Source organism: Nocardia sp. NPDC004711 (assembly GCF_053601595.1).
In genome coordinates this window covers 54,772-65,401 of the sequence record NZ_JBSGCB010000053.1, presented here as the reverse complement: position 1 = coordinate 65,401, position 10,630 = coordinate 54,772, and the positions used below count along the sequence as shown (strand labels likewise).

At 68.7% G+C, this 10,630-nt stretch carries 12 protein-coding genes; 4 read left to right on the top strand and 8 right to left on the bottom strand.

The window, feature by feature from the left end; translation table 11 throughout:
• Nucleotides 1-126 precede the first annotated feature (126 nt).
• The gene (locus ACWEKS_RS38230) at nt 127-1,299 is read right to left on the bottom strand and encodes an FAD-dependent monooxygenase (protein ID WP_452344606.1); all 1,173 of its coding nucleotides are present in this window, start codon (nt 1,297-1,299) and stop codon (nt 127-129) included.
• Between the two features lie 112 nt (nt 1,300-1,411).
• On the bottom strand, nt 1,412-2,239 hold the full coding sequence (locus ACWEKS_RS38225) for a helix-turn-helix transcriptional regulator (protein ID WP_452344605.1): 828 nt from the start codon (nt 2,237-2,239) through the stop codon (nt 1,412-1,414).
• An 84-nt stretch (nt 2,240-2,323) separates the two neighbouring features.
• Here ACWEKS_RS38225 and ACWEKS_RS38220 point away from each other — a divergent pair, with 84 nt between their 5' ends.
• Nucleotides 2,324-3,073 (top strand): SDR family oxidoreductase, encoded by a 750-nt coding sequence (locus ACWEKS_RS38220; RefSeq protein WP_452344604.1) that lies wholly within the window; start codon nt 2,324-2,326, stop codon nt 3,071-3,073.
• Nucleotides 3,074-3,076: 3 nt separating this feature from the next.
• Here the strand turns inward: ACWEKS_RS38220 and ACWEKS_RS38215 are convergent, their stop codons facing one another.
• Nucleotides 3,077-3,430, bottom strand: a complete 354-nt coding sequence (locus ACWEKS_RS38215; protein ID WP_452344603.1) for a hypothetical protein — start codon at nt 3,428-3,430, stop codon at nt 3,077-3,079.
• Between the two features lie 201 nt (nt 3,431-3,631).
• On the opposite strand from ACWEKS_RS38215, the gene ACWEKS_RS38210 reads away from it, so the two are divergent.
• Nucleotides 3,632-4,051 carry an SRPBCC family protein gene (locus tag ACWEKS_RS38210; RefSeq protein ID WP_452344602.1) on the top strand — a complete coding sequence of 140 codons (420 nt, stop codon included), beginning with the start codon at nt 3,632-3,634 and terminating at the stop codon, nt 4,049-4,051.
• Here ACWEKS_RS38210 and ACWEKS_RS38205 read toward each other — a convergent pair whose 3' ends face one another.
• The 3 genes from ACWEKS_RS38205 to ACWEKS_RS38195 all read right to left on the bottom strand — a co-directional run bounded on the left by ACWEKS_RS38205 (nt 4,052) and on the right by ACWEKS_RS38195 (nt 6,508).
• Complete coding sequence (locus ACWEKS_RS38205; RefSeq protein WP_452344601.1) at nt 4,052-4,588, bottom strand: NUDIX domain-containing protein; 537 nt, start codon at nt 4,586-4,588, stop codon at nt 4,052-4,054. It lies immediately after the preceding gene.
• 29 nt (nt 4,589-4,617) lie between these two features.
• On the bottom strand, nt 4,618-5,172 hold the full coding sequence (locus ACWEKS_RS38200; protein ID WP_452344600.1) for an NADAR family protein: 555 nt from the start codon (nt 5,170-5,172) through the stop codon (nt 4,618-4,620).
• A 133-nt stretch (nt 5,173-5,305) separates the two neighbouring features.
• Complete coding sequence (locus ACWEKS_RS38195) at nt 5,306-6,508, bottom strand: hypothetical protein (RefSeq protein WP_452344599.1); 1,203 nt, start codon at nt 6,506-6,508, stop codon at nt 5,306-5,308.
• Between the two features lie 167 nt (nt 6,509-6,675).
• Between ACWEKS_RS38195 and ACWEKS_RS38190 the strand changes: the two genes are divergently transcribed.
• Nucleotides 6,676-7,935, top strand: coding sequence for an FAD-binding oxidoreductase (locus tag ACWEKS_RS38190; protein ID WP_452344598.1), 1,260 nt, complete (start codon nt 6,676-6,678; stop codon nt 7,933-7,935).
• A 122-nt stretch (nt 7,936-8,057) separates the two neighbouring features.
• On the top strand, nt 8,058-8,876 hold the full coding sequence (locus ACWEKS_RS38185) for an SDR family NAD(P)-dependent oxidoreductase (RefSeq protein WP_452344597.1): 819 nt from the start codon (nt 8,058-8,060) through the stop codon (nt 8,874-8,876).
• 132 nt (nt 8,877-9,008) lie between these two features.
• Here the strand turns inward: ACWEKS_RS38185 and ACWEKS_RS38180 are convergent, their stop codons facing one another.
• Together ACWEKS_RS38180 and ctaC are read right to left on the bottom strand one after the other, a co-directional pair.
• Nucleotides 9,009-9,425, bottom strand: a complete 417-nt coding sequence (locus tag ACWEKS_RS38180) for a cytochrome c oxidase subunit 4 (RefSeq protein WP_354847810.1) — start codon at nt 9,423-9,425, stop codon at nt 9,009-9,011.
• A 12-nt stretch (nt 9,426-9,437) separates the two neighbouring features.
• A complete protein-coding gene (gene ctaC / locus ACWEKS_RS38175; RefSeq protein ID WP_452344596.1) occupies nt 9,438-10,556 on the bottom strand; it encodes an aa3-type cytochrome oxidase subunit II in 1,119 nt (372 codons plus the stop codon).
• Nucleotides 10,557-10,630 lie beyond the last annotated feature (74 nt).

The window sequence follows — 10,630 nt, the reverse complement described above, 5'->3', positions numbered from 1 at the left end:
GCGGCGTTCCCCCGGGCGACCGTGATGAACGGTTACGGCATGACGGAGTCGGCGTCCTTGATCGCGGTGCTACCGGACCAGGACGCGACACCCGAGGGTGCGGGCCGCCGAATCATGCTGCGACAGTCAGCGATTGGCCAGTTCCGAGAGCTGGTAGGCCATGTTGCGACGAAACGCCGGGATGCGGGCGGCGGTGCTGATGACGAGGTTGCGGACCAGCCGCGCGGGCAGCGGACGCAGGGTCGCCATGCGGGTCATGCGATCGGTGAAGCTGACCACGCCCAGCGCCACCGGGCGACGGGTCTGCTCGTATTCGTCGAGGGTGGACGCGGGGGCGCCCGCGACCACCGCGGCGAGCAGGCGGCCCAGCAGGGCGGCGTCCTGGATGCCGGTGTTCATGCCCTGGCCGCCCGCCGGGCTGTGCACGTGCGCGGCGTCCCCGGCGAGCAGGATGCGCCCGGCGCGGTAGTGGTCGGCGACCCGGTGGTGCACCCGGAAGCGCGAGCTCCAGACGATCTCCTCGATCTTCGCGTGCGCGCCGGGCCGGCGGGCGTCGACCAGCGCCTGTACATAGGCCAGATCCTGGTGTTCGGGGGCGTCGGCCACGGTGGCGACGATGCGGAAGCGGTCGGGCTGCGGGTCGGGCAGCGGCGCGACGACCGTGACCCCCTCGGGCGACAGGTGCAGGGAGACCTCGTCGCGCGGGTCCGGCCAGGTCATGCGGACATCGGCGAGAACGAAGGACTCGGGGTAGGTGGCGCCGGTGAAGCCGATCCCGGCGGCCTCGCGGACCGGGCTGTGCATGCCGTCCGCACCGATGACCCAGTCCGCGCGAACGGAATTCGCGGCGCCGTCGGCGTCGGTGAAGGAGACGGTGACACCGTCGGCGTCCTGGACGACGCCGGTGACCTCGGTGTGCCGGTGCACCTGCCCGCCCGCCTTCTCGAGGCGTGCCAGCAGGATTGCCTCGGTCGATTCCTGACCGATCATCACGGTGTAGGGGTAGGCGGTGGGCAGTCCCTCGAACGAGATGCGGGCCAGCGCGTGGTCGCCGTCGCGCATCACGAAGTGCGGCACCACGATTCCACGTTCGAGCAGGGTCTCGGTGACGCCGAACTGCTCGAGCACCTCCAGGGTGCGGGCGTGCACGACGACCGCCCGGGAGGTGTTGGCGCCCTCGGCCAGCTTGTCGAGCAGCACCACGTTCACACCCGCGTCGGCGAGCGCGATGCCCGCGGTCAGCCCGGCGGGACCGGCACCCACGATGACGACCGAGGCGGTGGCGGGGACGGTGTTCATGACGACTCCTGAGGCTCTGCCAACGCTTGTTGGCCAACGTCTGTTGATTTAGACGGTACGGCCCGGTCGAAGCCATGTCAACACTTGTTGGCCAACGAATGTTGGCAAACCTTCAGCGGTCGGTGGCGGCGGCCAGCGACTGGAAGACGGCGGCGGTCCGGGTGTGCGGCGTCGCGCAGTAGACGATGACCCGCTGATCGGTGTCGGAGATGTGCAGCACCTGGCAGTGGAAGTCCAGCGGACCCAGCTCCGGATGACGGATGCGCTTGCGGTGGATCCGGCGCACCTCCACATCGTGGGCGGCCCACATGTCGGCGAACCGCTTCGACGTGCCCAGCAGTTCGGTGACCAGCGCGGCCAGCGACGGATGCCCCGGATACCGGGCATAGGCCGCGCGCAGATCGGCAATCAGGGCGCGGGCGAAGTCGCGGGTCTCGGCGTCGGCCCACTGGGGATGGTCGGCGGCCTCCCGGAACATCCAGCGGATCATGTTGCGCTCGTGGCCGGGCACGGTGTCGAGATCGCCGACGAAGGGCGTGGCCGCCCGGTTCCAGGCGAGCACCTCGTAGGTCGCGTCCACCACATACGCCGGCGCCGCCAGATTGTCGAGGATGGACCGCACCGCCTGCGGCACAGTCTTGTGCGGCCCGGCCGTGACCGGCGGCGACTCCCCCGCCATCCGAAACAGGTATTCCCGCTCGTCCACGGTGAGCATGAGCGCCCGGGCCAGCGCCGCCAGCACCTGCCGCGACGGCTTCGCGCCGCGGGCCTGCTCGATGCGGATGTAGTAATCCACCGAGATGCCCGCCAGCTGCGCCACCTCCTGCCGGCGCAATCCCGGGGCGCGGCGGTTGAGCCCATTGGGCAGGCCGACATCGCTGGGTGTCAGCCGATTACGCCGAGCCTTCAGAAAAGCCGCGAGTTCGCTCCTGTCAGCCATGGCTCCAGTGTGGGCCGCCGTCCCGATTTTGGGTGGCACAACTTGGGCCTCCCGCCGCAACCCGCGCGGCGTGATGCTTCTCCCATGACCATCACCGCATTCATCACCGGCGCCAACAAGGGCATCGGCTACGAGACCGCACGGCAGCTGGCCGCGCGCGGCATGACCGTCCTGCTCGGCGCGCGGGACCCCGAACTCGGGCAGGCCGCTGCCGCCAAGCTGCGGGCCGAGGGCGCGGACGCCCACTTCGTCCGGATCGACGTCGCCGACGAGCAGTCCATCGCCGCGGCGGCCGCCCAGATCGAGGCGGACTTCGGCCGGCTCGACATCCTCGTCAACAATGCCGCCATCAGCGGCGGCCTCGACGGTGACGGCAAGCCGTCGTCGGGCACCCTCGACACCCTGCGGCATGTGTACGAGACCAATGTCTTCGGACTGGTCGCCGTCACCAATGCCCTGCTGCCGCTGCTGCGGCGCGCCGAGGCGGCCCGGATCGTCAACGTGTCCAGCGAGGTCGGCTCGCTGGCCGGGCGCACCGATCCGAACAGCCCCATGTCGCAAATGGTTTCGGCCATCCCGTACACCTCGTCCAAGACCGCCGTGAACATGGTGACGGTCCTGTACGCGCTCGAACTGAAGGACACCCCCATCAAGGTGAACGCCGCCAATCCCGGCTACACCGCGACGGATCTCAACGCCAACAGCGGTTTCCGCACCGCCGAACAGGGCGCCGAGCCCAGCGTCCACCTCGCGACACTGCCCGCCGACGGCCCGACGGGTACGTTCTGGGGTCACATCTGGGGACAGGAGGAGTACGGCCGCATCGAATGGTGAGGCCTACCAGCTGCCGTTCGGCTGCGGGTCACCGCGGTGCCACATGTCGGGGCCGTCTCGCCGGCAGCGCTGCTGCCACCACTCGTGCTGCTGGATGCAGTGGTGGACGAACCACCAGTCACCCTGGTCGCGAGATCCGTTCTGATCGCCGAATCCGCCTTGACCTCCGCCGAATCCACCCTGGCCACCGCCGGATCCGTCCTGATCGCCGTTCCCGTCCTGATCCTGGTCGCCATCGTGGTGGCGGGCCGCGGTGACGCCCGCCGCGGGCACGGCGTGAGCGGTGGCCAGGCCGGTCGCCAGAGGAGCCGTGAGCAGGGTGACCACTATCAGTGCCGGTCGGAGTTTTCCGCGCATATCGATCACTCTTCGTATCGTTGTGTGCACCAATACGATCCATGATCAATCCCCCCGGCCCTTCGATGCATGGACCGCGACGCCGATTAAACGCCATTCCCGGCACAGCGCAAGGGCGATCGCGGTTCACCTTCAGCGGATCTTCAGGTTTCGAATGTGATAAACCGTCTATCCGACTGAACTTCGATCGAGGACGAGATCATGTGGGAGTACGAACACAGCGCCGAGACCACCGTGCCCCGGGAGGCGCTGTGGCGCAGCTGGTCCGACCCGAGCCGCTGGCCCGAGTGGAATCCCGGCATCGAAACCTTCGAGCTGGACGGGCCTTTCGCGCCCGGCACCACCTTCCGCATGACCTCGCCGGACGGTGACACCGTGGAGCTGCGCTTCGTGGAGATCGTCGACGGCGAACTCTGGAGCGACGTCTTCCTCGGCGAGGGCTTCGAGGTGCTGACCCATCACCGCCTCGACACTCTGCCCTCCGGCGCCACCCGCGTCGTCTACCGCACCGAGATCACCGGCCCCGCCGCCGCCACCCTCGGCCCCGAGATCGGCCCCCAGATCACCGCCGATTTCCCCGAGGTCGTCGCGGGCCTCATCGAGCACGCCGACCGGGGCTAGCTAGCCCAGCCCGCCGCGCCTTTCGTGCAGCAACAGCAGGGAATACGCGGCCACACTCTGGGCATCCACGATCGCGCCCGCCAGGATCATGGCCTCCACCTCGTCCCGGGTGAACCAGGCGGACTCCATGTCCATCTCGGAGGGCTCCCGCTCGTGCGGCCCCGCCGTCAGCTCGGTGGCCAGCACCACGGTCCCGTAGTGCGTGCTGGTGGCCGGGGCGGGCGCCACCTTCCCCAGCGCCGTCAGCCGACCGGCCCGCAACCCGGTCTCCTCCCGTAGCTCCTGCCGAGCCACCGCGATCGGATCGCTCTCCCCCGCCACCGCCCCGCCCGGGAACTCCCAGCACCTGCGCCCCAGCGGGTACCGATACTGCTCGACCAGGTGGAATCGCTCGCCATCCCACGGAATCACGATCGCGAAGTCCGCCTTCCGGATGTAGGCGTACACCGACTCCTCCCCGTCGGCCTGCCGAACCACGTCCTCCCGCAGCGTGATCCACCGATTCGCGTACACCTCACGACTCCGCACCGTGTCCATCCCCCGATCCTCCCCTACCGCGGGGCGGGTCAGGACTGGCGGGCCGGGGCCAGGGCGTCCCGGGCGTCCATGAGGGCGAAGCCCAGCAGGTTCTCGCCGCGCCAGCGCGCCGGGTCGGCGGCGGAGGGGTTGTCGGCGCCCAGGCCGATGCCCCAGATGGTGTCGCGGGGAGCGGCTTCGACGAGCACCTTGCCGGCGGTGGCGAGCAGGAAGTCGCGGAGCTGTTCGTGCTGGCCGAATTTGGCGATGCTGGCGCGCAGCACGATGTCGAAGCGGTGGGCTTCCCAGGTGTCCTGGTCGAAGCCGGAGATGGCGCGCCCCATGCGCTTGGCGTCGGCGGGGGTGTCGCTGGACAGGATGCGGGTGCGCATGTCCTCGTCGCCGAACAGCCGGGCCTTCTCGGCCATCATGAAATGCTCTGCGCTGCCGTAGTTCTGGCCGTCGACGCTGAATTCGACCGGCCACCACTGGCTGAGCACCCACTTGCCGACCTCGTGGCCGGGGGTGCGGGTGTGCCCCCAGAAGAAGAGGAACTCCGGTCTCGCCCCGTCGGCCATGTCCGCTGTCAGCTGCGCCCTGTCCACGCCGCGACCCTAGCCGACAGAGGCGACAGAATCGTGCGGTTATCGCGCCACACCGCCGACGCGCCGCCGCACCCACTTGGCGGCAGGGCACACAGTTGCTCGCAGGGCACAGAGTTGGTCGCAGGGCACAGAGTCAGCTGGCGAGTGTGCGCAGGCGGGTCATGATCTCGGCGGGCGGATGGTCGCGCACGCGATAGCGCGGCGGGTCGTACTCGGCGGCGAGTTCCAGTGCCACCAGCCCGGACACGTCCTCCCAAGCGACGCGGAAGACATCGCCGTCGCCGGTGACGAAGCAGATGAAATCGGCGGCGGGCAGCAGATTCGTGACCCCGTCGGTCCAGGAGGTCATGGTGTACTCGCTGCCGTCGGGCGCCCGCACGTGCAGCAGTTCCATGATCGCGCCCTCGCGCTCCGCCTCGGCGCGCAATCGCTCGGTCTGCGCGTGATACGCCCCCACCGCGAGCTGCGCGTGCGCGCGGCGGATGAGCCCATGGGCCGGATGGTCCGCGTCCACTTCGAAGGGGACCACGTCGCCGTTGTCGTCGACGGTGTACGGAACCGCGGACAGCGGTCGCAACGCCCCCTCGAGCCGCTCCGCCGCCAGCGCCAGCAATTGCGGCAGCGCTGCGGGCGTCGCGCCCAGCACGACCAGCATGCCCAGGTGCCCGGGTAGGAAAAGCAGTGGGCGCGTTGCGGTTCGGGCCCGCACGCCCTCGAGCCACCCGGCCACCAGCGGCAGCGAACCGACATAGCTCTCGCCGTCGTCGTCGACGAAGTCCATCACCCGCATCCCCTGCGGCGGTTCGAGGGCCTCCAGCGTGTTCATGGCCAGCTCGGTGAGATTGGCATGCGCGACGGCGTAGACCTGCTCCGCGTCCACGCCCCAGCTCGACAGTTCCTGTTTCGTCACGAATTGCACGGTGCTGGGCAGATCGATGACCACCATCTCGGTCAGGAACGGCAGCGCCGGACGCGAGAGCACCAGGTCCCGCCCCTCCAGCTCGCCGACCCGTATCGCCCCGGACCCGTACCCGGCCCGCCGCAGCACCGGTCGCAGCCTGGGCGCCACCTGCTCCCAGCCCTGCGGCGCCTCCGGCGGCAGGATGAGGCTGTCGACGGCCTGGAACAGCCCGGCGCTGATCTTCCCGTCGAACCGGCGGTACAGCGTGCCCAGGTTCATCTTGGCGACGTACCCGTTCTTCAGCCGGTAGCCGATCTCGAACGCCTCGGTGTCGAAGTGCGCGGTCTCCACGGCCTCGTAGCCGAGCACCTGTTCCAAGACCTTCTTGCCGAACCGATTTCGCGGCGAACCGAACATCCCGCCCAGGAAACTCATGGCCCGGACTCTACGCGCGAGGGGCGACAAACGCTGCCCGCAAACCCGCAGGGAACCTGTGTCCCACAACCTAAAACGCGCTGTTCACGGCGTGTCCGCGCAGTGCTCACCAGGACGCCCGTCCAAGGACGAGCACAATGCGCGTGACTGTGGTTAGCTGTAGCGCCATGAGCACGCCCGTCTCCACCCACCCCGACGAATTTCTGCCCCGCGATACCGCGGATGTGGTTCGGACCGTTCGGGATTCACGCCGTTCGACGAAACCGCTGATCATCCGGGGCGGGGAACGGCCGGAGGACGAGCTCGCGCTGCCCGATCAGGGCAGCGTGCTGAGCCTGCGGAAGATGAACCGGGTCCAGGTGGTGGACGCCGACGCCGGGACGGTGCGGGTGCAGGCGGGGGCGCGCCTCTACGACATCGACCGGACGCTGGGCGCGCACGGGCTCGGGCTGCCCGTGGTCGGCGACCATCGGGACATCACGGCGGGCGGATTCGCGGCGGTGGGCGGGCTGTCGGCGGCGTCGCATCGCTTCGGCATGTTCAGCGACAATGTGGTCGAGCTCGAATACGTCGATCAGGACGGGCGTTTCGGCACCTGCGGGCGCACGCATCACGCGGAGCGGTTCCGCCGGATCCTGGGCGGCGGCGGGCGCACCGGGATCATCACCGCGCTGACGCTCGGGGTCACCAGTGTGGACAAGGACCGCACCTGGCTCACCACCGACGCGCACCGGTTCCTGGACTTCGACACCTGGGTGGAGCACTCCTACCGTGAGATCCAGTCGCCGGGTGACGCCATGCTGCAGGTGGGCCGCTGGGTGGACACCGCACCCCTGAAAGTTGCCCGGCCGGTCGGTACCGGCACCGTGCAGCTGGGCACCGTGCGCTTCGGCCAGTGGTCGAGCCTGCACCCCACCACCCCCAACCTCTCGCTGCGCGCCCGCCGCGAGGTCGGCGCGCGCGCCCGAAAGTCGCTGGGCGCCATCGCCGCATCCGCGGGCGGCCGCGCCGGTATGCCGGTCCGCAATGCCGCCGCCGGCGCGCTCATGTTCGCTCCGAAGGTGCTGACCCTGCGCGACGCCGAGTACCTGGCCGACACCGTCATCAGCTCCTCCGAGCGCGGACCGGCTTACCGCGTCTCGGTTTTCGCGCCCCTGTCCTCCTACGCCCGGGTCTTCCACGGCCTGCACGACCTGTTCGCCGGGCACCGTGAACGCACCGGCTGCTTCACCGTCATCTCGGCCATGACCTATGGCGTACGGTCTCTCTACCTGCGCGAACTCGACAACGAGGACCACGGCTTCATTACCTTCACCTGCCGGTTGCGGCCGGCGGCGCTGCCCTCGGAACTGTTGCGGGACATCGTGTCCGCAATCGACGAGATCTGTGTCGCCGAACGCGCCCGGCGTTATGACCCGACCGAATAGAATGTGTTCCGCCGCACTGCCAGCTATCGGTTAGCAGCCGGGCGGGGCGGCGGTATCGGCACTGTCGGCGGGGTGTCGGTGCATGGTTCATGCTCAATCCTCAGATGAAGGTTGCCTGTCCCATGATCGAATTCCGTGCTGCCCGCCGTCCCCGCACCACCGGATCCCTTGCGGGGGAACGCCCCCTCGAGGGCAAACGAATCGTCGTCACCGACGCCTGCTCCGAGATCGGCCGCGAGACCGCGCGACTACTGGGTTTTCACGGTGCCGAGGTAATCCTGGTGGCGCGCAACGGCTCTCAGCTGGTCGAGGAGTGCGCCACCATCATCGAGGCCGGGGGCCGCGCCCACTGGTTCCGCTGCGACATCTCCGCCCTCGGCGATGTGGATCAGCTGGTCGAGTGGCTGCTCACCGAGTTCGACACCGTCGACGTCCTGGTCAACAACACCGGCCGCCCCACCCGCCGCCCGGTGCTGCAATCCCTGGACCGCTTCCGCGACTACCAGCGCATGATGGCCGCCTACTACTTCGGCCCCCTGCGCCTGACCCTCGGCCTGCTGCCGGCCATGCTGGCCGGCGGCTCCGGGCACGTGGTGAATGTCGGCCCCTGGAGCGCCGACACCGGCGCCGCCCCCAATTTCGCCTCCTATGCCAGCGCCCAGGCCGCCTGGACCACCTTCGGTCAATGCGCCGACGCCGAACTCTCCCCCCGCGGCATCCACGTCACCACGGTCCGGTACCCCGCCTTCACACTCGACTCCGGCTCCCCCGCCTACCGCCCCGAGAACCCCTCCCTGGACCCCGCCGAGGCCGCCCGCTGGATCGAATCCGCCATCCGCACCCGCCCGCCGCAAATCCAGCCTCGTTTCCCCCGAGCCCTCCTGGGCCTGACCTCCATGTCCCCGCGGACCACCCGTCTCAAGCACGCCCTGGGTATCTGAGCTCGACCGAAGCTCTCCCGGACCCGCACTCCCTGAGCCCGAAACCCGTTCTCCCCCGGTCACATTCCCAACCCACACGCGAACAGCAAAGCGCCCCACCCGGATTCCGGGTGGGGCGCTTCGTGATCTACGTCAGTGCTTTTCCGGGCCGAGGTGGTACTCGAACACCAGGCCGCCGGCGGCGACCAGGATGCAGATCACACCGAGGCCGATCAGCCAGAACTGGAAGAACGCGAAGCCGAGGGCGGCGATGGAGCCCGCACCGGCCAGCAGGATGGGCCAGAACGACCCGGGCGAGAAGAAGCCCAGGTCGCCGGCGCCGTCGACGATCTCCGCCTCTTCGTAGTCCTCGGGACGCAGGTCCAGACGACGGGCGACGAAACGGAAGTAGGTGGCCACGATCAGGGCCAGGCCCGCCGACAGCACGATGGCGGTGGTACCGGCCCACTCGACGCCGGTGCGCGAGCGGCCGGTGAAGTAGCCGTACACGACGGCCACGATCACGAAGAACACCGTGATCAGTTCGAAGATGCGAGCTTCGACCTTCATGTCAGTTCATCCTCACTTGGCGTCGGCGAGTTCGTTACCGCGCGCCTTGCGGTCGGTGTTGAACGGCTTGGTGGAGGTCGCCACCGGCGACTGACCGATGCTGGCCAGCGCCTCGGCGTTGGTCTTGTGGTCCTTGGTCCGCGCGTCCATGTACTTCTGGAAGTCCGCCGGGGACACGACGCGGATCTCGAAGTTCATCATCGAGTGGAAGGTGCCGCACATCTCGGCGCACCGGCCGACGAACGCGCCTTCCTTCTCGATCTTGGTGATCTGGAAGACGTTGTCCGAGTTGTTCTGCTTCGGGTTCGGCATCACGTCGCGCTTGAACAGGAACTCCGGCACCCAGAACGAGTGGATGACGTCCGCGGCGGCCAGCTGGAACTCGATGTTCTTGCCGGACGGCAGGACCAGCACCGGAACCTCGTTGGAGGTGCCGACGGTCTCGACCTTGTCGTAGTGCAGGTACGAGATGTCGTTCGCGGGCAGGCCGTTGTTCGGGCCCGGCTGCGGGTGGCCATCCTTGGTCGCTTCCTTGTAGCGCTCCTTGATGTCCTGGTTCATGTCCTGGCGCTCGGTGTCGACGCCGTCGTAGACCGGGCTGCCGTCCTTGAGGTCGACCTTCTGGTAACCGAACTTCCAGTTCCACTGGAAGGCGGTCACGTCGACCACGACGTCCGGGTTGCCGACCTTCTCGTGGACGTAGTTCTGCACCACCACGGTGAAGTAGAACAGCACGGCGATGATCACGAACGGGATCGCCGTGTAGCTCAGCTCCAGCGGCACGTTGTAACCGGTCTGCCGCGGGAACTCCGGGGAGTTCGGCTTTTTGCGGTGGAACGCGATGGTCCAGAAGGTCAGGCCCCACACCAGCACGCCCATCGCGAGGGCGGCGAGCACGGACCAGGTCCACAGCTCGCGCATGCGGGTGGCCTGCGGCGTGATGCCCGAAGGCCAGCCGAATCGAAGCCAAACGTTGTCGATCGAGCAGCCGGAGACGAGCATCGCGGTCATCCCCAAGGACACCGCCAGCCCGGCCCGCCGAAGGATGCGGCCCCGCCGACCCTGGGCGGGTCGTGCCCCTATCGCCTCGCTCGCCTTGTGCGCCACGCTCAACGCCTTCCTGGTCGTCATTCCGACACCGCGTCGCCCGGACTCCCTTCCGCCGGGCGACACATTTTCAGCACAGTTCTGGACCTCGGGGAGGA

Bases quoted from the DNA above. Each gene is read 5' to 3' on its own strand.
- ACWEKS_RS38230 (WP_452344606.1), bottom strand. From the start codon at position 1,299: ATGAACACCGTCCCCGCCACCGCCTCGGTCGTCATCGTGGGTGCCGGT.
- ACWEKS_RS38225 (WP_452344605.1), bottom strand. From the start codon at position 2,239: ATGGCTGACAGGAGCGAACTCGCGGCTTTTCTGAAGGCTCGGCGTAAT.
- ACWEKS_RS38220 (WP_452344604.1), top strand. From the start codon at position 2,324: ATGACCATCACCGCATTCATCACCGGCGCCAACAAGGGCATCGGCTAC.
- ACWEKS_RS38215 (WP_452344603.1), bottom strand. From the start codon at position 3,430: ATGCGCGGAAAACTCCGACCGGCACTGATAGTGGTCACCCTGCTCACG.
- ACWEKS_RS38210 (WP_452344602.1), top strand. From the start codon at position 3,632: ATGTGGGAGTACGAACACAGCGCCGAGACCACCGTGCCCCGGGAGGCG.
- ACWEKS_RS38205 (WP_452344601.1), bottom strand. From the start codon at position 4,588: ATGGACACGGTGCGGAGTCGTGAGGTGTACGCGAATCGGTGGATCACG.
- ACWEKS_RS38195 (WP_452344599.1), bottom strand. From the start codon at position 6,508: ATGAGTTTCCTGGGCGGGATGTTCGGTTCGCCGCGAAATCGGTTCGGC.
- ACWEKS_RS38190 (WP_452344598.1), top strand. From the start codon at position 6,676: ATGAGCACGCCCGTCTCCACCCACCCCGACGAATTTCTGCCCCGCGAT.
- ACWEKS_RS38185 (WP_452344597.1), top strand. From the start codon at position 8,058: ATGATCGAATTCCGTGCTGCCCGCCGTCCCCGCACCACCGGATCCCTT.
- ACWEKS_RS38180 (WP_354847810.1), bottom strand. From the start codon at position 9,425: ATGAAGGTCGAAGCTCGCATCTTCGAACTGATCACGGTGTTCTTCGTG.
- ctaC (WP_452344596.1), bottom strand. From the start codon at position 10,556: ATGACGACCAGGAAGGCGTTGAGCGTGGCGCACAAGGCGAGCGAGGCG.